Annotated in this window: 21 protein-coding genes; 8 read left to right on the forward strand and 13 right to left on the reverse strand. The window is 63.2% G+C overall.

Translation table 11 applies throughout. The features are described 5' to 3' along the window. Genes ACKAMS_RS20070 through ACKAMS_RS20090 form a run of 5 tightly spaced genes read right to left on the reverse strand, consistent with a single transcriptional unit; the run spans position 1 to position 4970 of the window. The gene (locus ACKAMS_RS20070; protein WP_408989431.1) at positions 1 to 1041 is read right to left on the reverse strand and encodes an ABC transporter substrate-binding protein; all 1041 of its coding nucleotides are present in this window, start codon (positions 1039 to 1041) and stop codon (positions 1 to 3) included. Continuing rightward, positions 1038 to 1889, reverse strand: a complete 852-nt coding sequence (locus ACKAMS_RS20075) for an ABC transporter ATP-binding protein (RefSeq protein WP_050768703.1) — start codon at positions 1887 to 1889, stop codon at positions 1038 to 1040. The genes ACKAMS_RS20070 and ACKAMS_RS20075 overlap by 4 nt, the downstream gene beginning before the upstream one ends. A 23-nt stretch (positions 1890 to 1912) precedes the next feature. Then, positions 1913 to 2962, reverse strand: coding sequence for an iron-enterobactin ABC transporter permease (fepG, locus tag ACKAMS_RS20080; protein ID WP_019744683.1), 1050 nt, complete (start codon positions 2960 to 2962; stop codon positions 1913 to 1915). Continuing rightward, a complete protein-coding gene (locus tag ACKAMS_RS20085) occupies positions 2959 to 4086 on the reverse strand; it encodes a Fe(3+)-siderophore ABC transporter permease (protein WP_020970315.1) in 1128 nt (375 codons plus the stop codon). The genes fepG and ACKAMS_RS20085 overlap by 4 nt, the downstream gene beginning before the upstream one ends. Next, positions 4083 to 4970, reverse strand: a complete 888-nt coding sequence (locus ACKAMS_RS20090; protein ID WP_020970316.1) for a siderophore-interacting protein — start codon at positions 4968 to 4970, stop codon at positions 4083 to 4085. The genes ACKAMS_RS20085 and ACKAMS_RS20090 overlap by 4 nt, the downstream gene beginning before the upstream one ends. Before the next feature lie 258 nt (positions 4971 to 5228). Between ACKAMS_RS20090 and ACKAMS_RS20095 the strand changes: the two genes are divergently transcribed. Together ACKAMS_RS20095 and ACKAMS_RS20100 are read left to right on the forward strand one after the other, a co-directional pair. Next, on the forward strand, positions 5229 to 6887 hold the full coding sequence (locus tag ACKAMS_RS20095) for an ABC transporter ATP-binding protein (protein ID WP_408989432.1): 1659 nt from the start codon (positions 5229 to 5231) through the stop codon (positions 6885 to 6887). Continuing rightward, positions 6884 to 8641 carry an ABC transporter ATP-binding protein gene (locus ACKAMS_RS20100; protein ID WP_408989433.1) on the forward strand — a complete coding sequence of 586 codons (1758 nt, stop codon included), beginning with the start codon at positions 6884 to 6886 and terminating at the stop codon, positions 8639 to 8641. The genes ACKAMS_RS20095 and ACKAMS_RS20100 overlap by 4 nt, the downstream gene beginning before the upstream one ends. 43 nt (positions 8642 to 8684) lie before the next feature. Here ACKAMS_RS20100 and ACKAMS_RS20105 read toward each other — a convergent pair whose 3' ends face one another. Beyond that, the gene (locus tag ACKAMS_RS20105; protein WP_408989434.1) at positions 8685 to 9509 is read right to left on the reverse strand and encodes an AraC family transcriptional regulator; all 825 of its coding nucleotides are present in this window, start codon (positions 9507 to 9509) and stop codon (positions 8685 to 8687) included. Between the two features lie 139 nt (positions 9510 to 9648). Here ACKAMS_RS20105 and ACKAMS_RS20110 point away from each other — a divergent pair, with 139 nt between their 5' ends. Beyond that, positions 9649 to 11139 (forward strand): acetyl-CoA acetyltransferase, encoded by a 1491-nt coding sequence (locus ACKAMS_RS20110; RefSeq protein ID WP_408989435.1) that lies wholly within the window; start codon positions 9649 to 9651, stop codon positions 11137 to 11139. Positions 11140 to 11205: 66 nt separating this feature from the next. Here ACKAMS_RS20110 and ACKAMS_RS20115 read toward each other — a convergent pair whose 3' ends face one another. Next, the gene (locus ACKAMS_RS20115; RefSeq protein ID WP_408989436.1) at positions 11206 to 12444 is read right to left on the reverse strand and encodes a DUF222 domain-containing protein; all 1239 of its coding nucleotides are present in this window, start codon (positions 12442 to 12444) and stop codon (positions 11206 to 11208) included. A 274-nt stretch (positions 12445 to 12718) separates the two neighbouring features. Here ACKAMS_RS20115 and ACKAMS_RS20120 point away from each other — a divergent pair, with 274 nt between their 5' ends. Continuing rightward, positions 12719 to 13216 (forward strand): TetR/AcrR family transcriptional regulator, encoded by a 498-nt coding sequence (locus ACKAMS_RS20120; protein WP_019744692.1) that lies wholly within the window; start codon positions 12719 to 12721, stop codon positions 13214 to 13216. Here ACKAMS_RS20120 and ACKAMS_RS20125 read toward each other — a convergent pair. The 4 genes from ACKAMS_RS20125 to ACKAMS_RS20140 all read right to left on the reverse strand — a co-directional run bounded on the left by ACKAMS_RS20125 (position 13213) and on the right by ACKAMS_RS20140 (position 17847). After that, a complete protein-coding gene (locus ACKAMS_RS20125; RefSeq protein WP_003946255.1) occupies positions 13213 to 15021 on the reverse strand; it encodes an ABC-F family ATP-binding cassette domain-containing protein in 1809 nt (602 codons plus the stop codon). The genes ACKAMS_RS20120 and ACKAMS_RS20125 overlap by 4 nt on opposite strands. Continuing rightward, a complete protein-coding gene (locus ACKAMS_RS20130; RefSeq protein ID WP_024487798.1) occupies positions 15021 to 15956 on the reverse strand; it encodes a 4-(cytidine 5'-diphospho)-2-C-methyl-D-erythritol kinase in 936 nt (311 codons plus the stop codon). Before ACKAMS_RS20130 ends, ACKAMS_RS20125 begins: the two co-directional genes overlap by 1 nt. Positions 15957 to 16037: 81 nt before the next feature. Then, positions 16038 to 16814 (reverse strand): ABC transporter permease, encoded by a 777-nt coding sequence (locus ACKAMS_RS20135; RefSeq protein ID WP_019744694.1) that lies wholly within the window; start codon positions 16812 to 16814, stop codon positions 16038 to 16040. A gap of 37 nt (positions 16815 to 16851) precedes the next feature. Next, the gene (locus ACKAMS_RS20140; protein WP_408989437.1) at positions 16852 to 17847 is read right to left on the reverse strand and encodes an ABC transporter ATP-binding protein; all 996 of its coding nucleotides are present in this window, start codon (positions 17845 to 17847) and stop codon (positions 16852 to 16854) included. Between the two features lie 96 nt (positions 17848 to 17943). Between ACKAMS_RS20140 and ACKAMS_RS20145 the strand changes: the two genes are divergently transcribed. Further along, positions 17944 to 18912: a helix-turn-helix transcriptional regulator gene (locus ACKAMS_RS20145; protein WP_408989438.1), complete on the forward strand. Its 969-nt coding sequence runs from the start codon at positions 17944 to 17946 to the stop codon at positions 18910 to 18912. A gap of 97 nt (positions 18913 to 19009) precedes the next feature. Here the strand turns inward: ACKAMS_RS20145 and ACKAMS_RS20150 are convergent, their stop codons facing one another. Next, entirely contained in the window at positions 19010 to 19213 is a 204-nt protein-coding gene (locus ACKAMS_RS20150) for a cold-shock protein (RefSeq protein ID WP_003946232.1), read from the reverse strand. Between the two features lie 314 nt (positions 19214 to 19527). On the opposite strand from ACKAMS_RS20150, the gene ACKAMS_RS20155 reads away from it, so the two are divergent. From ACKAMS_RS20155 to ACKAMS_RS20165, 3 genes are read left to right on the forward strand one after another with little or no spacing between them, the layout of a single operon-like run. Then, positions 19528 to 19737 (forward strand): heavy-metal-associated domain-containing protein, encoded by a 210-nt coding sequence (locus ACKAMS_RS20155; RefSeq protein ID WP_003946267.1) that lies wholly within the window; start codon positions 19528 to 19530, stop codon positions 19735 to 19737. A gap of 7 nt (positions 19738 to 19744) precedes the next feature. Continuing rightward, positions 19745 to 20659 (forward strand): hypothetical protein, encoded by a 915-nt coding sequence (locus ACKAMS_RS20160; protein ID WP_020908605.1) that lies wholly within the window; start codon positions 19745 to 19747, stop codon positions 20657 to 20659. After that, entirely contained in the window at positions 20659 to 22920 is a 2262-nt protein-coding gene (locus ACKAMS_RS20165; RefSeq protein ID WP_408989439.1) for a heavy metal translocating P-type ATPase, read from the forward strand. Before ACKAMS_RS20160 ends, ACKAMS_RS20165 begins: the two co-directional genes overlap by 1 nt. A 58-nt stretch (positions 22921 to 22978) precedes the next feature. Here the strand turns inward: ACKAMS_RS20165 and rsmA are convergent, their stop codons facing one another. Next, positions 22979 to 23878: a 16S rRNA (adenine(1518)-N(6)/adenine(1519)-N(6))-dimethyltransferase RsmA gene (gene rsmA, locus ACKAMS_RS20170; protein WP_003946263.1), complete on the reverse strand. Its 900-nt coding sequence runs from the start codon at positions 23876 to 23878 to the stop codon at positions 22979 to 22981. Position 23879 lies beyond the last annotated feature (1 nt).

The following is a 23879-nucleotide window of genomic DNA, read 5'->3' on the forward strand; positions in this document are numbered from 1 at the left end:
TTACTGCCCAGCAGTGATTCGCCCGGCCGCTTCCTCAAGAACGTCGAGGAAGATGGCCGCGGTGAGCGCAAATCCTTGGTTGTATCGCGCGTCGCTGGTCAACACGTTGCCCGCTTGAACTGCAGGCAACCGCTGCCATGTCGGCTGCGTCTTGATCGCGTCGAGTGCTTCCTGATCGCGAGCTTGGGCGATGATCACATCCGCCGGAGCCAAGGTGTCGAGTTGCTCGAACGACAACTCGAACGAGTTCTCTGCATTGTCGTCGTCACGGAAAAGCACGTCCAGGCCGGCATCGATCGCAACACTGATCCGCAGATTCCGCTGATGCACAAGGAATCCGGTCGGCGTCTGAACGCCGAATACGATCTTCTTTCCGCCCAGCTTCTCCTGCAACATGGGTCGCAGTCTCGCGAGCTTGCCGTCGTACTCCGCGATGGAAGCCTCGGCGATTGCCACACGGTCGAGTTGGCTCGCCTGCGCCATCAGCGCACCTCGCCAGTCGACCGGGTGTCCGGCGATCGGTTCGACGTCGTCGCCGACGACCAACAGCGGCGCGATCGAAGACAAGCGCTCGGTGCCGTACCAGTCGCTCGTGTAGCCGATCGCAGTGATGACGATCAGATCGGGCTCGAGAGCGAGCAGAGCCTCGAAATTGGTGGAGAAGTCGCCGGCTACGTTGACGAAGCTCGCGTCCTCGATGGTGCGGCCGGGAAACTGAAATCCTGCCTTGGCATCGGGGAACCAGAAGTTCCCCGAACCGACGATCGGGTAATCCATCATCATCGCGAATTCGAGGTCGACGCGTCCGTCCAGCACCACAACACGCTTGGGGTCGCGCGGAACGTCGCCGCTGAACTCGCCCCACGTGTACGGGAGAGTGTCACTGGCCGAGTCCGACTCGGCATCCGAAGTTCCACACGCACTCAGCGCCAGTGCTGCAGCCACACCGGCTGCGCCACCGAAGAATCGGCGCCGTGAAATGCGGTCGACGATCTGAGCCCACTCCGAATCGGTGACCTGCGTATCCAGGACGAGTGTCATACCTTTGCTCCTTCGATGTTTCGCTGACGCTCGCGTCCCAGCGGAATGACAAGTGGTGTGTGGGAAACCGGATCGTCGATGATGCGGCACGCCATGCCGAACACCTCCTGCACCAGTTCTTCGGTGATGATCTCCGCGGGCGGGCCTTCGGCGACCACGGCGCCGTCCTTCATCGCGATGATGTGAGTTCCGTAGCGGCACGCGTGATTGAGATCGTGAAGCACAGCCACCAGCGTGTGCCCGTCGTTCTCGTTCAGATCGCGGCACAACTCCAGAAGCTCGATCTGATGCGCGATGTCGAGGAACGTCGTCGGCTCGTCCAGCAGCACCAACGGAGTCTGCTGCGCGAGAACCATCGCGACCCAGACACGTTGGCGCTGACCACCGGACAGTTCGTCGACCGGCCTTGCCGACAGATCCGTGACCTTGGTTGCCTCCATCGCCTTGATGACGGCGGCCTCGTCCTCTCGCGACCACTGACGGATCAGCTTCTGATGCGGATAACGTCCTCGCGCAACCAGATCGGCGACCTTGATACCGTCCGGGGCGATCGACGTCTGCGGCAGAAGCCCGAGCCGCCTCGCAACTTCCTTGGCCGGGTACGACGTGATCGCTTTGCCGTCGAGAAGAACCTTGCCGGTGGTCGGCTTGAGCAACCGGGACAACGCACGCAGAAGTGTCGACTTGCCGCAGGCGTTGGGACCGACGATGACGGTGAAGCCACCGTCGGGGATCTCGACGTCGAGGTGCTCCGAGATGACGCGCTTGTCGTACCCGATCGTGACGTCCTCGGCGCGAAGCCGATTCGTCTTCTCAGCCACGACGCCCGCCGCACTTTCCTCGTTCACGCTGTTCCTCGTTCCTTCACCGATCACTGCTTACGGGCCTCTCGCGCGAGAAGCCATACAAAATAGATGCCACCGATGGAGACCGTGACGACGCCGACCGGCAACTGTGTCGGTGCAAAAGCTCGCTGCGCCACCCAGTCGCTGACCATCAACAACGCGCCACCCATTGCTGCCGACGGCAGCAGGGTCACTCCGGCACTACCGGTCAATCGCCTCACCAATTGCGGAGCCGCCAGCGAGACGAACCCGATCGGTCCGGCCGCTGCTGTCACCATGGCCGTCAGAGCGACACCCAGAACAACCAGGGAAAGCCGCGTGGGTTCGGCCCGGACTCCGAGCGCCTTGGCGGCGTCGTCGCCCATCTCGAGCATCTGCATCCGCCTGCCCAACACCAGGATCAGCGGAACGAGGATGGCCAGCACGACGACCACCGGCCACACCTGAGTCCAGCCGAGACCGTTCAACGAACCGGCACCCCACACTGCCGCGGCCATGGCGTCGTCAAGTTTCGCCTTGAGAATCATCCAGGTGTTGACCGAGCCCAACATCGCACTGATGGCGATACCGACGATGATCAACCGGAATCCCTGCACACCACGCTTGTACGCAAGGAGGTAAACCACTGCTGCGGTCGCGATTCCGCCCACCAGAGCACCGACTGCGATCTCGTAGTAAGTACCACCGATGAGGAGGATGACCACAAGAGCGCCCGTGTACGCACCGGAGTTGAAGCCGATGATGTCTGGGCTACCCAACGGGTTCCTGGTGAGCGATTGGAAGATCGCACCGCTCATGCCGAGTGCCGCACCGAGCATCAGCGCCAACAGAACTCGGGGCAGACGCCATTCCACGACGACCATGTGGATACGCGCGGGCGCTTCGCCGAACAGTGCGCCGAGGACGTCCCCGATCGGCACCTGGTAGTCACCACTACCGAGGGCGATGACACCGATCGCCAGTGCAAGCGCAACGAGGATGAGGCAAACCGTGACCGTGCGGACGTCGATCCGCGCGGACCAGCCTTCTTTAGGTGAGCGCACCACCGTGGTGGGGCGCCCGAAATCGATGCTCACAGACCGCTCACCTTGCTTCGACGCACCAGCATGATCAGCACCGGAGCTCCGATGAATGCCGTGACGATGCCGACCTGAAGTTCACCCGGGCGCAGCACGATTCGGCCGACGACGTCGGAGAAGAGAAGAAGAATCGGCGAGCACACCAACGTGTACGGGAGAATCCATCGCTGATCCGGTCCGACGAACCATCTCGCGACGTGCGGAACCATCAAACCGACAAATCCGATCGGGCCGGCCGCAGCTGTCGCTGCGCCACACAGCAAGGTCACCGCGATGACACCGAGGATACGAGTACGAGTGATGTTGGCACCGAGCGAACGTGCCAGATCGTCACCCAAGGCCACGGCGTTGAGTTGGCGCGCCAACGCGAGCGCCAGGAAGAGCCCGATGAGAATGAAGGGGGCAACAGCCAGAACGATTTCCAACGAACGTCCGCTGAGTGAGCCGGCATTCCACTGGCGCATCTGGTCGAAGGCGGTCGGGTTGAGCAAGGTGATGCCGGACGAGATGCCGCCGAGCACGGAGCCGATGGCAACACCGGCCAGCGTCAGCCGAATGGGCGTCGCACCACCTCGGCCGATCGAGCCCAGTGTGTAGACGATCGCCGTGGCTATCACCGCTCCGAGGAACGCGAACCAGATGTACGACCAGATGCTGGTCAGGCCGAAGACCGCGACGGCGACAACCATCGCAAAGCCTGCTCCGGCATTGACACCGAGAATTCCGGGATCAGCCAAGGGATTTCGTGTCATCGCCTGGATGAGGCCACCGGCCACGCCGAGCGCCATGCCGACTATCAGACCGAGCAGAGTACGCGGCAGCCGCAGGTCACGGATGATCACGTGATCGTTCGAGTCGTCGTAGTTCACCAGCGCGTCGATCACGGTCCCGAACGGAATGGTCTTCGATCCCACCGCAATGCTCAGAAGGAGCACGGCGGCAAGCACCACCAGGCACACCAGAAGACCCGCCATACGACGAGAGTTGGTCGATACCAGGCCGTCCGGTTGCTTCTGCTTCTCTTGCAGCGACTCGTCGATCAGTTCTTCGGTGTGTTTGTCGACGGCTCTCTCGTCAGCCGCACTCTGGTCGACGGCACTCTTGTCCAATCCAACGGTCACAAGCCGGCGCTCTCTAGAGTCTTCTCGACCTCGTCGCGAATCTCTTCCTCGTCGCGGTCCGATTCCCAGGCCGCATCGAGTGCCGCGCGGACACTCTCGTCGAGGGCCTCGTACTTCGCGTTCCAGACCTCGGCCTTGTAGGTCCAGTAGCCGATGACCTTGTACTGCTCACCCGGCAACTTGAGTTCGTGGCGAAGGTACTTGCGGATGTCACGGAGCATCGTGCTCTCGCCTGCCACCCACACGTATCCGAGTTCGGTGGGCAGGTTCATCGCGCGAACCGCGTCCGGCAGCTTCGACGGTGCAACACCGTTGCCACTGCCGACCAGCCAGATGAACTCGACGTCGGCGTCCGAGGTGATCTGCTGCTTGTGCGACTCGTCCACCACCTCGACGATCGCCTTGGCCGACATACCGGCCGGCAACTGTTCGATCAGACGACCGAGTGCGGGGAGTCCGGTTGCGTCGGCGACGAACACCTGCCAGCGTGCGTCGGCCGGCGGCTCGTAGAGGCCACGAGACTCGCCGATCGCCAACTTGTCACCGATCTCGGCTTTCTGCGCCCAGTCGCTGGCGATTCCGCCCTCGTGAACCACGAAGTCGATTGTCATTCGGCTGGTTTCGGCATCGAACCGTCGCACGGTGTACGGCTGGCACGGGGACGGTTCCTCGCCCTCCGGGTACCGCCAACCGCGAGGTGCGTCCGGATCTTCCGCCGGTAGAACGAACTCGCCTGTAGCCGGGACCGGGAAGTGGAGGCGCAGGTATTCGTCACCGGTACCGGTGGTTTCGAAGGCGGTCAGCTCCTCCCCACCGAACACGATACGAACCATTCCCGGGGTCACGTACTCCTTGTGAAGTACCTCGCCGAACACAAGACTCACAACAATCTCCAACATCGATGGAACATGAACCCGACCCGAACACGAGGATCAAATCCGACTTCCGGACATAGTTAACCCGCGCTAAGTAAGGTAGACCTTAATTTATTGCAGTGTTGTCGATGAGTCGATGCCTTCTCCGCTGCAACGGGGCCAACTACTATCGCAATTCGGCCAACGCAATACATATGGCCTGTTCACGACAAGTATTGGCACCGGTGTGACTTCTGACTACCGCCCACGATCCCTAGCGTGGACCCAGTGCCTTCGACACCACTTCTTTCGGCCGAGACAAACGGTCCCCCAACCGGCCCGGCGATCACGCCGCGCCAGGTAATTACTCGCGCGATCGCTTCCGAAGGTCGCGGAGCCAAGCTGGCGGCGGCGTCCGTCGGCTTCACCGGCCACCAGGTCGCGGAGGCGTTGGTGCCGGTGGTGATCGGTGCGGTGATCGACCGTGCTGTGGCGACCAGCGATGCCGCCGCACTCGGAAAGTGGATCCTCGTTCTCGGAATTCTCTTCACCGGCTTGTTGCTCAGTTGGCGCTTCGCGGCACGCATCTCCGATTCCGTCACCGAGCACGGGGCACATCACTTGCGGATGGACATCGCGCGCCGAGGCCTCGATCCGCACGGCATGTCACCGCGGCGCATGCCGGGTGAGGTCTATTCGATCGCGACGTCCGACGCGGGTTCGGTGGCCGGATTCACCCACACGCTGAGCACCAAACTTGCGGCCGCCTGCGGAGTGCTGACCGCCGCGATCTCGCTGCTGGTGATCTCGGTGCCACTCGGCCTGCTCGTCATCCTCGGCACGCCCCCGGTGCTGGCTCTCATGCAGGTGGTCAGTCGGCCGCTCGAACGCCGAGCCGAAACCGATCAATGGCAGGGCGCCAAGGCCGGTGCACTGGCCGCAGATCTGCTCTCCGGACTCCGAATCCTCTCCGGCATCGGCGCCGGAGATGCTGCAGCGCAGCGGTATCGGGGAGCCAGCCGGACTTCGTTGGAAGCAACCCTTCGCGCACAGAGATACCAAGCGATGTACTCCGCCGCCAATGTTGCGATCGCCGGTGCTTTCCTCGCCGTCATCGCGTACGTGGGTGGACGGATGGCAGCGTCCGGGAGCATCTCGGTCGGTGAATTCGTTGCCGTGGTGGGTCTGGCACAGTTCCTTCGCGGTCCGTTGATCGACATCATCTACTTCGGCGCCGGCCTGGCACGGGCGCGTGCTTCCGCCAACCGCGTCGCAGCACTTCTCGGGACCACCGAGGCTGTGACTCCCGCGGGTGCACCTGTGCCCCTGAATCACTCCGAGTTCCTGACGCTGCGCGACGTCGTGTTGGCCGGAGCGTCACCAGTCGATCTCGATGTCAAACGCGGCGAGATCATCGGCATCGTCACCGAGAATGCGGCGTGGGCGGATGCGTTGGTCGACGCACTGGCGCGTCGAATCGAGCCTTCGAGCGGAACAATTCATCTCGGCGACAACGCCATTCACGAGCTGCACATCGACGAACTTCGCACTCACGTTCTGGCAGCACCGCACGACGCGGCACTGTTCATAGGAACCGTTGGCGACAATATCGACGCCCTCGCACCGATCGGTCGCCGCAACGACGAGGCCATCGCCGCGGCCGCCGCAGATCAAGTGATCTCGGCACTGCCGCTCGGCCTCGCCACCCGAGTCACCGAGCAAGGGAATTCTTTGTCCGGCGGACAGCGTCAGCGCATCGCGTTGGCGAGGGCACTTGCAAGCGAAGCGCCCGTCCTGGTGCTGCACGATCCCACCACTGCCGTCGACTCCGTCACCGAAGCGCGCATTGCTCGCGGGATCGCCGAGGTACGCGGGGCACACGCCACAATACTTCTGACCAGCAGCCCAGTGCTGCTCGATATCTGCGATCGGGTGATCGAGCTGTGAACGAACTACTCCCCACCGCAACACCGAAACAAGCGCGCCGCGCGGCACTTCGGTTGATGGGACCCCACCGGATTTCCGCGATCGCAGCAGTCGTCACCCTGACCGCCGCGACCGCGATCGGTCTGCTCACACCGCTGGTCCTCGGCGCCATGGTCGACGCCGTGACCGACGGAGACGGCGACGCTGTCTCTCGCATCGGCACACTGACTCTCGCGTTGGTCGGCATCGCGGTTGCCTCGTCCCTTCTCGTCGGAGTGAGCAACTACCTGCTCGCCGGCGTCGGCGAGCGCGTTGTCGCCGACCTTCGCGAAGAAGTCGTCGTCCGGGTTCTCGACCTTCCGCAGAGCGACGTCGAACGCGCCGGGCGCGGAGATCTCGTCTCCCGCATCACCGGCGACGTGCGGTTGGTGACCCGGGCCGTATCCGAAGCACTTCCGGTTTTTGCCACCGCGGCACTGACCATCGTGTTGACGCTGATCGGATTGGGTAGCCTCGATTGGCGATTCGCCGTCGCCGCGGTGATCGCGGCACCCATCCAGCTCCAGGCGCTGCGCTGGTACCTCTCGAGGTCGGCACCGGTCTACCGCGAGGAGAGGGAGGCAGAAGGTGCACGTGCGCAACAGCTCCTGGACTCGCTGAGCAACTCCGACACCGTCGGATCGCTTCGCCTGGCCCAGCCGCATCTCGAACAGATCGAATCTCGATCGATGGCCGCCGTCCGCCTGAGCTTGTTGACCACGCGTCTACGCACCAGATTCTTCGGCCGGCTCAACATCGCGGAGTACATCGGCCTGTCCGCTGTGCTGATCACAGGCTTCTGGCTGGTGAAGGACGGTCAGATCAGCATCGGCGCCGCCACCGCCGCAGCCCTGTTCTTCCACCGCCTCTTCGATCCGGTGGGCGCGGTTCTCAGCGTGTTCGACGAATTACAGGAAGGCACAATCGCGTTGGCTCGCCTGGTCGGAGTCACCCTTGCGCCCGTGCCATCCGCACCGACCGATCCGCAGGAACCTGTCGACAGCTCGGCGTCTTTGGAACGCGTCACATTCTCGTACCGAAGCGGCGACGCTCCTGTTCTGCGAGACATCGACATCACCCTTCCGGCAGGAACCGTCACGGCACTCGTCGGCGCTACCGGAGCCGGAAAATCGACAGTCGCAAAACTGGTCGCGGGGACCTACGAACCGACCGAAGGCGTCGTGAAGATCGGGACGGTGCCCCGGAACGAACTGCCACCGTCGACCTCTCGGAGCGCGGTGGCCCTCGTGACTCAGGAGGTCCACGTCTTTGCCGGCACGTTGGCCGAGGATCTGCGGCTGGCCGACCCGTCGGCAACCGACAGCGACATCATCGCAGCGCTCGATACCGTCGGCGCCTCCGATTGGCTGCGGGCACTCCCGGACGGACTCGAAACCGTCGTCGGAGACGGTGGACACCGGCTGACCGCAACACAGGCACAACAACTTGCGTTGGCAAGAATCGAATTACTGGATCCGCCGCTACTGATTCTCGACGAGGCGACCGCCGAAGCGGGCAGCGCCGGAGCCAAGGTCCTCGACGATGCCGCTCTGGCTCTGACCCGGGGTCGCACTGCTGTCACAGTGGCACACCGACTCTCACAGGCCGTCGACGCAGATCAGATCCTGGTGATGGACGACGGCCGCGTCGTCGAGCACGGCTCTCACGACGAGTTGGTCAACCTCGGGGGTCGGTACGCGGAACTGTGGGAAGCGTGGTCCGCGCCGCGGCGTTGACCGCGACAGTTGCACCGGGCACTTCCGCCCGGTGCAACCCAACTCAAGCGTGCAGGAGATACGGCACCGATTCGGGAGCCACGCTCCCCTTGTTCATCATGCTGCCGGGTGTCCGGCCGGTGACCCGGCGGAACACTGCGACAAAAGCACTCGGAGTTTCGTATCCGACCCGCCTACTGACAACCGAAACCGGCACGCCAGCAGCCAGGTAAGTCAGTGCTGCGCGGACTCGAGCCTGAATTCGCCACTGCGCAAAGGTCATTCCCGTACCCTGAGCGAACACACGCGTCAGTGTACGGACGCTACCGCCGGCCGTCAGCGCCCATTCGGACAGCGACCGCTGATCTGCCGGATTGGCGACCAACGCTTCGGCAACGAACAACGCTCGCGGATCGGTCGGCATCGGAACCTCCACCGCAGCAACTTCGAGCGGCTGCAACATGTCGAAGGCCACCCGCTCGGCGCGACTGCGCGCCTCGTCGGGCATGTTCCGCCGATGCATGTGCAGGAGTACCTCACGCAGGAGAGCGCTGACACCGAACAAGCCCGGAACACCCGACGGCGCGGCGTGCGCCTCAGGCCGGAAGTACGTGCAGAAGAACTCGGTACCTGGGCCCGCCTTCACGGCATGCAACGCACCGGCAGGCAGCCACAGTCCGGCCGAAGGCGGCACCTCCCAGGTGATGCCGTCAGCGACAACCGTGAGCATTCCACCGGAGTTTCCCCAGATCAGCTCATGTTCAGGATGACGATGCGGGGCCCACTGCCGCTGATGAGAGAGCTTCAGAGTCACCGTTGTCATCGAGTAGGGGTGATCGATGGAACGCGGCCCCACGGGCACCGAAATTCTCTCTGCCACAGCTGTCATGAAGACGAGTATAGGACTTTCGTTAGGCATACCTAAATAGGAACCCGAAAATTGTTGACTGTGACCCCAGAGTTACACATACCAGGCTCCCCGATATCGTGACTGCAACTCCCGGCTACGGGTCGGCAACGAGAGGTACATGATGGTTGACGCATCACGAATCCCGGTCATCGTCGGCGTCGGCGATCTGCGCTGGAATCCTGCCGACGGGCACCGCGAACCTCTTGACTTGATTCACGACGCCACCGTCGCCGCATTGAACGACAGTGGACGCGCTGAGCTGGGAACACAGATCGATTCCGTGTTCGCGATCAAGACGGTCAGCTGGTCGTACGACGATCTCCCCGGGCTGCTTGCCTCACGATTAGGCGCGACCCCCACTGTCACCTCTACCTCGCCGATCGGTGGCCACTGGCCGGCGGCACTCCTCGATCGGATCGGCGCGGCCATCGCTCGCGGTGAATCCTCGGCTGCTCTGCTCGTGGGCGGCGAATCGCACGCCAGCAGCACCGCGCTGCGAAAGTCCGGAGTCGCTCCCGACTCGATCGGGTGGACCGCTGCGCCCGGTGGGCCTCCCGGATTCGATCCGGCCGACCTGGGAAGCCCTGAAATGCAGCGCGCCGGTTTCATCGTGCCGACGCGCGTCTACCCGCTCTTCGAGAACTGTTTCAGTGCTGCCGACGGCCACGGCGCCCGCGAATCGCTCGCCTGGTCCGCGAAGATGTACGCCGCATTCTCGGAACTGGCATCGAAGAATCCCGCCTCCTGGACGTCGGAGATCCGATCGGCAGACGAGATCGGCACCGTCGGACCTGGCAATCGGATGGTCTCCGAGCCGTACCCGCTGATGCTCAACGCCATGCCCTTCGTCAATCAGGCTGCGGCCGTTGTCGTCTGCTCGTTGTCGACGGCCCGCGAGTTCGGGATCGATGAAAGCAAACTGGTGTACCTCTGGGGCGGCGCTGGTGCGAGTGATCCGTTGGACATCCTCAGCCGCAACAGCTTCGACAGCTCGGCCGCGATGCATGACGCCGTACATCGCACACTCGATGGTGCCGGAGTCGGCGCCGACGCACTCGACATCGTCGATGCCTACAGCTGCTTCCCGATCGTGCCCAAGCTGTTGATCCGCGAACTCGGACTTCCCGATACCGCGATCCCAAGCGTCACCGGAGGTCACTCGTTCTTCGGCGGACCGCTCAACAGCTACACCCTGCATTCCGTCGCTGAAGTCACCAGGCGAATTCGCGACGGCGCGAACCTTGCCCTCGTCCACGCCAACGGTGGATTCCTCACATACCAGCACTGTGTACTGCTGTCGGCCGCCGCTCATGCCGACGGGTACGTCGGTGATCCCGACGCACGCGCTTTGACCGCGGAGGCTCCGGAACTGATCACCAATTACCAGGGCACTGCAGAAATCGTCACTGCCTCTGTCGAATACGGTCGCACCGGGGAGCCTGAGATCGGGTTCGTGATTGCAACAACGCCGGACGGCGGCCGCGTCGCCGGTCACACCGGTCCCGAGAATGCCGCCGAACTGACCCAGCTTCGCGGTGACAACCCGGCGGCGATCGGACGGACCGTTCATATCAGCGACGAGAACGGGAAGCTCACGCTCACGTTCTGACGGTCGACAGCCGTGAGTACCGGGGCATGCTTGTGCCCCGGTGCTCACGTCTTCAGTTGTCGCGATTCACGCCGCGGTGGGCGGACTGTTCCCACCGATCGGATGCTGGTGCGGATCGATCGACATCGGTGGGTAGAACACCGTCTTCCGATCCGGGCCGATCTCCACCCGCCACTCGGTGTGGTGCAGCGTCCGATGATGATGACCGCACAACAAGATCAGATTGTCGAGATCTGTTGGGCCACCATCACCCCAGTGAACAATATGATGAGCATCGCACCACCCCGACGGCGTCCCACACCCCGGAAACGCACACCCACCATCCCGAACCGCCAACGCCCGCCGCTGCGGCACCGTCGCCGTTCTCGCTTCCTTACCGCAGTCGAGCGGAACACCATTCTCATCCAACAAAATCCGCGTCACGGTGCAGTCGCAGGCCAGCATCCGGGCGGTGTCGATACTGATCGGGCCCACCCAATCCGTCCACGCGAACCCCAGTTCCTCGGTGGACGGCAACAGGTCTTTCAGAACTTTAAGGTCCGTCATGTCTTTCGCGGACGCGGTAACGGTGATGTGTGGTTTCACTCCACCTTCAATTGGACCCAACCCCGCCCGCTCGTACCGGCGCAACAACTCGCAAAACCCATCGGCCCGTCGTAATGCCGGCGTGCGGGTGTCCTTCACGCCGTCCTTCTCCGGTGTCGGAGCCGACAGGCTCGACAACAACGTGATCAACCGCGCCCCGTTCACCGCATCCAGATCACCCTTCACAGACACCCGCCCGTACAAGCCTTTCGAGGCGTAGAACTCGTTACGTTCGGAATCTTCGCCGACCGGGACCCCGTCCTCACGCTTGCCGTACTGCTTCTCGATTCGGCGGATCGCCGCCCGCACCGCATCACAATCCGCGATGTTCTTCGACGCCAACGACAACAAAATCCCGCGAGCCTTGTCCACATCCGCCAGGGTCATGTTCTTCGGCGGATGCTGACAAAACGACGCCACCTGACGGGCTTTCAACGCATCCACATCACCGCGATGAAACGCATCCGCGACAACAGGTTCGAGCATCAACAACCGCGCCAACCCGACCAGCAGACTGCACTCACCGATCTCGAGATTCGTCGAACCATGCAACCACTGCGCGATCGCCCGAAAACCCTTCCCACCGAGCACCTCACGGGAAAACATCTCCACGATCAGCAACACCATCCGCGACTGCAACTCGTGCCGGGCGCGCACCAGATCGAGAACCTCACTCTTGAGGTCCTCGCCATCCAGCTGCCACGCATCCCGACTGTTCATGCTCAAAGTTTAATCGAACATATTTTCGATAGCCAGAGACAAAGCGGACAACTTCGGGAACATGAAGACTCGAGACCTGTTGAAGTACATCAACATTCACCTAGTCGTCCAATATCACGCGATAGAAGACATACCCCGCAAAACACACAATCGCAACAACACACAGCACGAGCAGGATGTCGAAAAAGACGACCATGCTTCACCCCCAAGTGAGTTCAACCCAGTTCAAGAACTTCTCCACGCGGAGAAGAACGTATCACGGTATCTTCTCTGCGTGGAGAAATCGACGCGAGAAGCACTTCTGGACGCCGGGCTCGACCTGCTGGGCCGGGTTGGGTTTCGAGCCTGGTCGATGAGAGGCGTCGAAGACGAGGCAGGCGTGCCACACGGCAGCGCACGGCACTACTTCGCAAATCAACGTGGACTGATAGTCGAGGTGGTGCGACACCTTCTGGACGGTGATCTTCCTCGCCCAGGCGAGACGCCGAAGCAACAAGTGGCCCGGTGGCTGGGGCCTGAATCCGGCCGCACCCGGGCGCGTTACGAACTGATCATCGCGTCATTCCACGATCCCGACCTCGCAGTGGAACTGGTGCGTGGTCGGGATCGGTTTGTCGACATCTTGGTCGAACGCGGCATGACATCGTCCGATGCAACGGAGTTGGTCGCAGCACTGGACGGGATCGTTCTGGACGCACTGCTACGCGAGCAAGCACCGGAGAGTGTGGATCCAGAGCGAATCTTCAAGAAGTTCGGAGCGAAATTCCCCTAGCCGTCCAGCTCGGCGAACAGCTCCATCCACTGCTCCTCGGCGGCTTCCTTGTCCGCGATGACCTGCTTGAGTTCAGCCCCGAGCTTCTGCAGCTTGTCCGGGTCGGTGGCTGCGTCGGCGAGGGAAGCGTGCAGCTTCTTCTCGCGGTCGTCGAACTTCGCAATGGACCGCTCGAGCTTCGAAAGTTCCTTGCGTGCAGCGCGATCCGCGGCACCGTCGCGGACCTGCTTGCTCTTCGACGCACCACTCGCCGTCGAGGCCACCGACGGGTTGTCGCCATCCCCCATCGCTGCGCGTCGACGCAGGTAGTCCTCGATACCACCCGGCAGGTTGGTGAGCTTGCGATCACCGAAGAGAGCCCAGGTGGTGTCACAGATGCGCTCGATCAGGTACCGGTCGTGCGAGATGACCACCATGGTGCCCGCCCAGCCGTCGAGCAGATCTTCGAGTTGCTGAAGCGTGTCGATGTCGAGATCGTTGGTGGGCTCGTCGAGAAGCAGAACGTTGGGCTCGGCCATGAGGACACGCGTCAACTGCAGACGGCGGCGCTCACCACCGGACAGATCGCCGACGGGGGTGCGCTGACGCGCCGGTGTGAAGCCCAGCCGCTCAGCCAGCTGACCGGCTGATACTTCCTTGTCCCCCAGCGTGATTCGCTCGGCTACATCCTTGACCGCGTCGAGTACACGCATGTCGGTCGGCAGATCGTCGAGTTCCTGCTTGAGCCAACCGATGTGGACGGTCTGCCCCTGAATGCGCTTGCCTGCTGCCGGCTCGAGTTCACCGGCCAGTGTCCGCAGGAGAGTCGTCTTGCCCGAGCCGTTGACGCCGACCAGGCCTACACGCTCACCCGGAGCGAGACGCCAGGTCAGATCCTCGACGAGTACGCGGCCGTCCGGGGTCTCCAGACGCGCGTCTTCGAGTTCGATGACAACCTTGCCGAGTCGACGCTGGGCGAAGGACGCAAGTGCCACCGCGTCACGAGGTGCCGGAACGTCAGCGATCAAGGCCTCCGCGGCCTCGATGCGGTACTTCGGCTTCGATGTACGGGCCGGCGCACCGCGGCGCAGCCATGCGAGTTCCTTGCGCGCAAGGTTGCGTCGACGCTCTTCGGAAGCGTCGGCCTGACGCGAACGCTCGGCGCGGGCGAACACCCAGTCGTTGTAGCCACCCTCGTAGCTTTCGACGCCGCCACCGACAACCTCCCAGGTGCGGGTGGCGACGGTGTCGAGGAACCAGCGATCGTGGGTCACGACGACAAGCGCGCTGCGACGCGAGACGAGGTGCTCGGCCAACCACTGAACACCTTCGACGTCTAGGTGGTTGGTCGGCTCGTCGAGCACCAGCAGATCGAGGTCCTGAACCAGAGCCGCAGCGAGAGCCACGCGGCGACGCTCACCGCCGGACAAGCCGTCGACCTTGGCGTCCAATGCGGACCGCTCGCCGCCGGCGCCCAAGTTGTCGATGCCGATACCCGAGAGCACCGAACGAATGCGCGCGTCGCCGGCCCACTCGTGCTGAGCCACTCCGAGCGGCCCCAGGACCACTTCACCGACCGTGGAGCCGGGAGGCAACACACCGCGCTGCGTCACGACGGCCATGCGCAATCCGCCGACGCGGCTAACGCGTCCCGAATCCGGCTGCTCCACACCCGCGAGGACTTCGAGCATGGTCGTCTTGCCGCCGCCGTTGAGGCCGACGACACCGATGCGCTCGCCTTCCTCCACGCCCAGGGAGACCCCGTCGAGCAACGGCTTGACGCCGAAAGACTTCGACACGTTTTCCAGATTGATCAGATTCGCCATCAGTGCTGTCCCTTTGCCGCATTGTCGAGTATTCGTGCTCCGGGAACGGGTCCGCTCGCCACGCGAACGGTGCGGCACACCCCCGCTCCCGCAAGTTCTGCGCTCACTTCCACCGCGGACTGTGCGTCGGCGCAGAGAAAGGCGCACGTCGGTCCGGAGCCGGAGACGATGCCGGCCAAAGCTCCGGCTTCGACACCCGCTCGCAGCGTCCGTCGTAGATCCGGGTTGAGTGAGAGTGCTGCCGCCTGCAGATCGTTTCCGAGCAGCGGGGCGAGCACATGAGGGTCACCGGTGGTGAGCGCGTGAATCAACTCGTCAGCGGTACCCAATCGATTCGGTGTGCCTTCGGCGCGAAGCTTGTCGAGTTCCCGGAAGACAACCGGCGTGCTCAAGCCTCCCTTGGCCAGCGCCAACACCCAGTGAAAGGTGCGGCGCGTCAAGACGGGGACAAGTTGTTCACCGCGACCGGTCCCGAGGGCAGTGCCACCGTGCAGCGAGAACGGAACGTCACTCCCGAGACGTGCCGCGAAGGCGTCGAGATCAGGCCGCGAGAAGTCGAGTTTCCACAACGAATTGAGCGCAACCAACGCGGCTGCCGCGTCGGCGCTCCCGCCGGCCATACCGCCTGCGACGGGAATGCCCTTCTCGATGACGATCTCGACATTCGGGGCCACGCCACCCTCGGCCGCCAGCATCTCGGCGGCACGCCACACGAGATTGGTGCGATCGGTCGGTACGGCCGCGGCGTCGTCGCCGATCACCCGCACGGTCAAGGTGTCCGCAGGCGCCACCGTGACGGTGTCTGCCAGCGACAATGCCTGAAAAACGGTCGTCAGTTCGTGATAGCCGTCGTCTCGCAGGTCCCCGACGGCAAGGTGGAGATTCACCTTGGACGGGGCCCGGACAACTACGGGGCGAGGAACGACGGAGAGCACAAGGAACAACAATAGGCGCTGCGAACACCTGGGCGAAAACCTGCGACCGCCGCATCCCATCCGACAGCAAGCACACCCACGCTATTTCACCGCGCGCACGCCTATCCCCAGGCCGACCACAGCCACGCTGACGGCAGCGAAGATTCCTGCCAGAACGCTGCCCGACGCGAAGTCACCGGCAAAGAGAGCCCGCTCGGCATCTACGACGTAGCCCAGCGGATTGATGTTCACGAGGACCTTCATCCAACCTGGTGCGTCATCGAGTGGAAGCATGGTTCCCGACAGGATCAGGAGCGGGAACATCAGCGTCTGCTGAACGACCCAGAACATCCAATCCTGCTCCCGCACAGCCAGAGCGAGAGCGTACGAGAGCGCACCGAGTCCGACGCCGAACACTCCCAGCAGGACGATTCCGAGCGCGGCGCCCGCTGCATTGACGTCCAATCCGAGCGGTAGCGCAACAAGGATGATCAGAATCGCCTGCGCCGCAAGCGGAACCATCTCCTTGCATGCCCTCCCGATCAACAACGAAGAGCGTCTGAGCGGAGTCACCAACATTCGCTCGTGGGATCCCTGCTGCATCTCCATCAGAAGGTTGGAACCGGTCATCGTCGTGCCGAAGATCGCGATCATCACCAATACACCGGGGATGAACCAATTCCACACGCCGTCACCGGTACCCGGGACCCCTTTGAGCAGAGGCCCGAACAGGGCCAACAGGATCAGCGGCTGGATGAGGCTGAAGATGACGCTGACCGGGTCACGCAACATCGGTCGCAGTTCACGGCCCATCACGATCGCGCTGTCTCGAACAATGTTGCCGTGCGCGCTACGTGGGGTATCGAGTGTGATTGTCATGGCGGATTCCTGTTCGTCGTAGTTCTTCGTCGTAGTTCTAGGAAGCAACCGCGGCGGCGCTCTCGCGCAGGCTGCGGCCGGTGAGAGTGAGGAAAACGTCGTCGAGAGTCGGCCTGGTGATGTCGGCAGTGACTGCGCGGGCGCCGCGGGTATCGGCTTCACGCAGCAATACCGGAAGCGTCGAATCACCCTCGCCGGCACGGATACTCACCGAGCTTGCCTCGACCGTGACGTCACGCACAGTGACAAGTTGCTCGGCCACCGACGCCGCGATGGCGGCCGCTTCGGCACTGTCGAAGGTGAGCAGAAGATGATCCCCCGCGAGATCCGCTTTGAGTGCGGCAGCGGTGTTGTCCGCGATGACAGTGCCTTCGTCGATGACGATGACCCGCTCTGCCATCGAATCCGCTTCTTCGAGGTAGTGCGTGGTCAGCACGATCGTCGTGCCCATCTCTCGCCGCAACCGCAGGATGTGGTCCCAGAGGTTGGCCCGACTCTGCGGGTCCATGCCCGTGGTCGGCTCGTCGAGGAACAGGAGCGGTGGGCGATGGACCAGGCCCAGAGCGATATCGAGCCGCCGTCGCTGCCCGCCGGACAGCGTACTGACCTTTCGAGTACCCAACTCGGTGAGTTCGAGATCACGCAGCAATTCGTCGGCCCGGACCTGCGACTCACCCTTGGGCATTCCGTAGCACAACCCCTGCGTCACCAACTCGTCGCGAACCCGCTGGTTGTGGCCGGCTCCGTTCCCCTGTCCGACGTATCCGAGGCTCGAGCGCACCTCGTTTCGTGCCCCAGCGATGTCGAATCCTGCGATCCGCGCAGTACCGGAAGTGGGCTCGAGCAAGGTGGTCAGCATGCGCAACGTCGTCGATTTTCCGGCACCGTTCGGCCCAAGCAAGGCAACCAACTCGCCCTCCGCTACGTCGAGAGTGACTCCCTTGACTGCTTCCACGAGTTTCTTGCCCTGGGCGAAGTGCTTGGTGAGCGCCTCCGTCTCGATCATCGGTCTGCCGTTGTTGATGCGACTCATGATGTGCCCCAATTTCTTCTCGACTGGTCGGATGAGGACCAACCTAAATTCAATTGAGGACGCATTGGGTCCTAAATGTTTGGCAGACTTCTTGCCATGAAGGAGACATCGGCTCGCCTACTGCGGTTGCTGTCACTGCTCCAGACACGTCGAGACTGGTCCGGTGCCGAACTCGCAGACAAGCTCGCGATCACCCCGCGCACAGTCAGACGTGACGTGGACCGCCTCCGCGATCTCGGCTACCCGGTCGACGCGACGGTCGGCGTCGGCGGTGGATATCGCCTGGGAGCGGGCGCGGAGATGCCCCCGCTACAGCTCGATGACGAAGAAGTGCTCGCGGTGGCGCTCTCTTTGCAGTCCGGAGCGACCGGCTCTGTGGTCGGCATCGGCGAGGCTTCGATGCGCGCGCTGGCGAAGCTGCGGCAGATCATGCCGTCGAGGCTGCGACACCGTCTGGAGTCGCTGTCGATCGACGTCGTGCCACGCGAGCCCGCCGCGAGCGCAGTCGATGCGTCGGTACTGTCCGCCATCGCGTCCGTATGCCACAACCACGAGCGTTTGAGATTCGACTACCGCACTCACGACGGCACCCAGAGCCGACGCGAGGTGGAACCGAGCAGGCTCGTACGGTCGGGTGTTCGGTGGTATCTGGTGGCTTGGGATCTATCTCGCGAAGACTGGCGGTCGTTCCGCGTCGACCGGATGGAACCCAAGATTCCCACCGGTCCGCGGTTCACGCCGCGGGAACTACCGGCCGGTGGCGCGGCAGACTTCGTTTCGCGCGGCGTCGCCCGGGCTTATTCCTCCACGCGCGCAACAGTTCTACTGCATGCACCCATCGAGCAGATAGCACCAATGGTCAATGAGCAGTGGGGATCAGTGGAGTCCACCGACGAAGGGCGTTGCGTCATAGTGCTTTCGGGCACTTCCCTACGGTCGATCGCAATGTGGCTCAGGGCTTTCGACGTCGATTTCACCGTTGTGAATCCACCCGAACTCCGCGAGGAATGCCGCGCGATCGCAGCAGAAACCGCAGTGGCCGCTCAGCGTTATCTCGATGCGTGAGAGCACTTTTCACCCAAAATGCAACAAGACCCCAACTCCGAAGAGTTGGGGTCTTGTCAGTACGTCATGCGTCGGTTGCCCGACTCACATGGACGTCTTAGACGATGGTAACGCCGGTGGCCTGCGGGCCCTTGTTGCCCTGACCGATCTCGAACGCCACGCGCTGGTTCTCCTCGAGAGTGCGGAAGCCGCCACTCTGGATCTCGGAGTAGTGAACGAAGACGTCAGCACTGCCGTCTTCGGGAGCGATGAAGCCGAACCCCTTCTCGGAGTTGAACCACTTCACGATGCCCTCTGCCATGTAAATCTCCTCTAACACAGTGTCAACAGGCAGTCGCTTCGACCGCCCGGGTCACTTACTACGACCGTTCTGAGACAAATCCGTGGAGGATGTCCAAACGCTCGCAACCTAACCATTTGCGAGCGTGGAAACACAAACACAAACACTTACGACCAACACAAGTAGACCACACATCCGCCCTGTTGTCTTCCCTGAGGCCTTCGTCACTGCCCAACCCGTTGACAGGCATACCCCCTGGGGGTACCTTCAGTCCCAGGGAGATACCTACACCGGGTATCCGTAAAATGAGTTTTACACAAGCGAAGGGATCTGCGATGACCACCGCCGAATACACCGTTTCCGGAATGACCTGCGGACACTGCGTCGGATCCGTCAAGGAAGAGATCGGCAACATCGCGGGCGTAACCGCGGTGGATGTCGAATTGGCGAGCGGACGCGTCGTTGTCACCAGCGATGCCCCCGTCTCCGCAGCCGACGTCGTCGCAGCAGTCGACGAAGCCGGCTACGCAGTCGTACCAAGCTGAGTCAGCCGTGCGCACCTCGACAACACTTGCCACCTACGCCGTAGGGTTGGTCGCCGTCTTCGGCGCCGCCCTCGGCGTGGGGGCCGCAATCGGAAGCCCGATAGACATGTCCACTACCCAGCACAGCACTCACGAATCAACCGCTGAATCGATGCCAGGCATGGATTCGGCGACACCCGCAGGGCTCGAAGTCTCTTCCGGCGGATACACACTCACCGACGTGACCGCACCCGGTCGAGCTGGGGAGCCGGGAACCTTGACCTTCCGGATTCTCGACAGCACCAACAAGCCCGTCGTCGATTTCGACCTCCTGCACGAGAAGAAGCTCCACCTCATCGTCGTCCGAAACGACACCAGCGAATTCCGCCACGTACATCCTTCTCTCGCCGCAGACGGCACCTGGTCGATCGACTGGACCTGGCCCGTCGCCGGCACCTACCGAGTCTTCGCGGACTTCGATCCCACCGACGGCACCCAACTGACACTCGGCCGAAACTTCGACGTGGCAGGCGAATTCACTCCTGCGCCGCTGCCCGCGAAGAGCGCGACCGCAACCGTCGACGGATACACCGTGACTCTCGACGGTGATCTGACCACTGCCGGCGGCCCGATCACGCTGAGCGTTGCTCGCGACGGAGCCCCGGTCACCGATCTCGATCCGTACCTCGGTGCCTACGGTCATCTTGTTGCGCTTCGCACCGGCGACCTCGCCTACCTGCACGTTCACCCCGAGGGTGAACCGGGCGACGGCGTCACTTCTCCCGGTCCTGACGTTTCCTTCCACGCACAGGCGCCGAGCGAAGGCACATACCGACTGTTCCTCGACTTCCAGCACGAGGGCGTGGTTCGCACCGCCGAATTCACTGTTGATGCAGGCACTTCCGCAGCTTCAGTTCCAGACAATCACGAGGGAGGGCACTGATGACGTCATCGACTGCGGTCGACAATGCTGCCAACTCGAGCAGCGTCGAACTCGCGATCACCGGAATGACCTGCGCCTCCTGCGCGTCACGAATCGAGAAGAAGCTCAACAAGATCGACGGCGTCACAGCCACGGTCAACTACGCGACGGAAAAAGCCAAGGTCACCTTCCCGGACGGGGTACCCGTCGAAGATTTGGTCACCGCCGTCGAGAATGCCGGTTACGCTGCCGCGCTCCCGAAACCGCCCAGCGCGCCAGACACCGTCGACCCGGATGCGGAAACCCCGCAGGATCGTGATCTGCGCGAGCTTCGTACCCGCCTGATCATCTCGACTCTGCTCTCCGTGCCGGTCATCGCGATGGCGATGATTCCTGCGTTGCAGTTCGACAACTGGCAGTGGCTCTCCCTCACGCTGGCCGCACCGGTCATCGTGTGGGCAGCCCTTCCCTTCCACCGGGCTGCCTGGGTCAACCTGCGTCACGGCGCCGCAACGATGGACACGCTCATCTCTCTGGGCACCATCGCAGCGTTCGTCTGGTCGCTCTACGCACTGTTCTTCGGCACCGCGGGCGAAGCGGGAATGAAACACGCGTTCAGACTGACGGTCGACCGGATGGACGGCAGCGCCAACATCTACCTCGAGGTTGCCGCGGGCGTCATCACGTTCGTGCTCGCCGGACGCTACTTCGAGCACAAGTCCAAGCGCACGTCCGGCGCCGCACTACGCGCGCTCATGGAACTCGGTGCAAAAGACGTCGCGGTACTGCGAAACGGCGTCGAAGTACGAATCCCCGCCGAAGAACTGGCAGCGGGCGACTCCTTCATCGTTCGGCCCGGCGAGAAAATCGCCACCGACGGCATCATCACCGAAGGCCGCTCAGCCGTCGACATGAGCATGTTGACCGGCGAATCCGTCCCGGAGGAGGTCGGTGTCGGAGACACCGTCGTCGGGGCCACCGTCAATGTCGGTGGAACCTTGACCGTCGAGGCCACCCGAGTCGGGAGCGACACCCAACTCGCCCAGATGGCGGCACTGGTCGAAGACGCCCAGAACGGCAAGGCCGAAGTTCAGCGCCTCGCCGATCGAATCGCCGGCATCTTCGTACCGGTCGTCATCGCGATTGCCGTTGCGACACTGGGCTACTGGCTCGGTACCGGCAACCCCATCGAGATGGCATTCACCGCTGCGGTCGCCGTCCTGATCATCGCGTGCCCGTGTGCTCTCGGATTGGCAACGCCCACAGCTCTGTTGGTGGGCACGGGCCGCGGAGCCCAGATGGGAATCCTCATCAAGGGACCCGAGGTGCTCGAATCGACGCGCGCAGTCGACACCGTCGTGCTCGACAAGACGGGGACCGTCACCACCGGTCAGATGACATTGCTGGACACCGTCGTGGGCGAAGGAACAACCGTCGACGAGGTGCTTCGGCTGGCCGGCGCCCTCGAACATCGCTCCGAGCACCCCATCGCCGCAGCGATCGCGAAGGGTGCGACCGACGCAGTGGGCGAATTGCCTGCGGTCGAGGATTTCGTGAACGTCGCCGGTCGCGGCGTGCAGGGAATGGTCGACGGTCATGCCGTTGTCGCCGGCCGAGACGCGCTGCTCGCCGACTGGTCGATGCCGTTGCCGGAAAATCTCCGTGACGCGAAAGCTGAAGCAGAGAAGGCCGGGCGCACCGCAATCGCGGTGGGCTGGGACGGCAAGGCGCACGGCGTCCTCGTGATCGCCGACGCGGTCAAGGACACGAGCGCCGAAGCAATCGCGCAGTTGAAGGCACTCGGCCTCGAACCGGTTCTGCTGACCGGTGACAACGCCACCGTTGCCCGCACCGTGGCGGATCAGGTCGGGATCAGCACCGTCTTCGCCGAGGTCATGCCGGCGGACAAGGTCGACGCCGTCAAGAAGCTGCAGGCGGAAGGACGCGTCGTAGCCATGGTCGGCGACGGCGTGAACGACGCGGCGGCCCTGGCTCAGGCCGATCTCGGTCTGGCGATGGGCACGGGTACCGACGTTGCGATCGAGGCCAGCGACATCACCCTGGTTCGAGGTGACCTGCGGTCGGCAGCCGATGCAATTCGACTGTCTCGCAAGACGCTCAAGACCATCAAGGGCAACCTGTTCTGGGCATTCGCCTACAACACGGCTGCGATCCCGCTGGCTGCGGCCGGCCTGCTCAACCCGATGCTCGCTGGTGCCGCAATGGCATTCAGCAGTGTGTTCGTGGTGAGCAACAGCCTGAGGTTGCGGCGGTTCAAGTAAGGGGGCAAGCCCCTGTGCGCGGTTAGGGAGTCCCTGCACTCCTTAACCGCGCACGGGGCTATTCGCCTCCAGCCAGCCGAACGAAGGCTGCTGCGTCGAGCATCTCGCCACGCGTCTGTGGCTCGATGCCGGCAGCGAGGAGCCGTCGCTCGGCCTCGGCAGGCGAACCTGCCCACCCGCTGAGCGCGGCACGCAAAGTTTTGCGGCGCTGCGCGAATGCGGCGTCGATGGCAGCAAAGACCTGCTTGCGGTGTTTCTCGTCCATCGGCCACGGCGGCTCCGCGTACCGGTCGATACGAACCAGACCTGATTCCACCTTCGGCACCGGCCAGAACACGTTGCGTCCGACGGCACCGGCGCGGCGAACCTCGCCGAAGAAGTTGGCCTTGACGCTGGGAACGCCGTAGATCTTGCTTCCCGGATCAGCCGCCAGGCGATCGGCAACCTCGGCTTGCACCATCACGAGTGCGGTCCGCAGACTCGGGAGCGATGCGAACAGATGCAACAGCACCGGCACCGCGACGTTGTACGGGAGGTTCGCGACAAGCGCGGTCGGCTCGCCTGGAATCTGTGAAGGCAGCACACGCATCGCGTCCGCTTCGACGACGGTCAGTCGATCGGCCAACTCCGGCGCTCGCTCGGCGACCGTCTTGGGAAGGCGAGCCGCAAGGTTGGGATCGATCTCGACCGCGATCACACGATCGACGACGTCCATCAGCGCCATCGTCAGCGAACCGAGACCCGGCCCCACCTCGAGAACGACATCGTCACGAGTGACGCCTGCCGTGGTGACGATGCGTCGCACGGTATTGGCGTCGTGAACGAAGTTCTGCCCCAACTGTTTCGTGGGCCGGACACCGAATTCCTCGGCAAGAGCGCGCACCTCGACCGGACCGAGCAGGGCTGCCTGCCCGCGCGGAGTAGCGATGGGTTCGTTCGATTGTTCGGCGTCTGACACC

Origin of the sequence: Rhodococcus sp. 5A-K4 (assembly GCF_046097995.1) — a bacterium.
Lineage (GTDB): Bacteria > Actinomycetota > Actinomycetes > Mycobacteriales > Mycobacteriaceae > Rhodococcus_F > Rhodococcus_F erythropolis.

Bases quoted from the DNA above. Each gene is read 5' to 3' on its own strand.
- ACKAMS_RS20070 (WP_408989431.1), bottom strand. From the start codon at position 1,041: ATGACACTCGTCCTGGATACGCAGGTCACCGATTCGGAGTGGGCTCAG.
- ACKAMS_RS20105 (WP_408989434.1), bottom strand. From the start codon at position 9,509: ATGACAGCTGTGGCAGAGAGAATTTCGGTGCCCGTGGGGCCGCGTTCC.
- ACKAMS_RS20110 (WP_408989435.1), top strand. From the start codon at position 9,649: ATGATGGTTGACGCATCACGAATCCCGGTCATCGTCGGCGTCGGCGAT.
- ACKAMS_RS20115 (WP_408989436.1), bottom strand. From the start codon at position 12,444: ATGAACAGTCGGGATGCGTGGCAGCTGGATGGCGAGGACCTCAAGAGT.
- ACKAMS_RS20125 (WP_003946255.1), bottom strand. From the start codon at position 15,021: ATGGCGAATCTGATCAATCTGGAAAACGTGTCGAAGTCTTTCGGCGTC.
- ACKAMS_RS20135 (WP_019744694.1), bottom strand. From the start codon at position 16,814: ATGACAATCACACTCGATACCCCACGTAGCGCGCACGGCAACATTGTT.
- ACKAMS_RS20140 (WP_408989437.1), bottom strand. From the start codon at position 17,847: ATGAGTCGCATCAACAACGGCAGACCGATGATCGAGACGGAGGCGCTC.
- ACKAMS_RS20145 (WP_408989438.1), top strand. From the start codon at position 17,944: ATGAAGGAGACATCGGCTCGCCTACTGCGGTTGCTGTCACTGCTCCAG.
- ACKAMS_RS20150 (WP_003946232.1), bottom strand. From the start codon at position 19,213: ATGGCAGAGGGCATCGTGAAGTGGTTCAACTCCGAGAAGGGGTTCGGC.
- ACKAMS_RS20155 (WP_003946267.1), top strand. From the start codon at position 19,528: ATGACCACCGCCGAATACACCGTTTCCGGAATGACCTGCGGACACTGC.
- ACKAMS_RS20165 (WP_408989439.1), top strand. From the start codon at position 20,659: ATGACGTCATCGACTGCGGTCGACAATGCTGCCAACTCGAGCAGCGTC.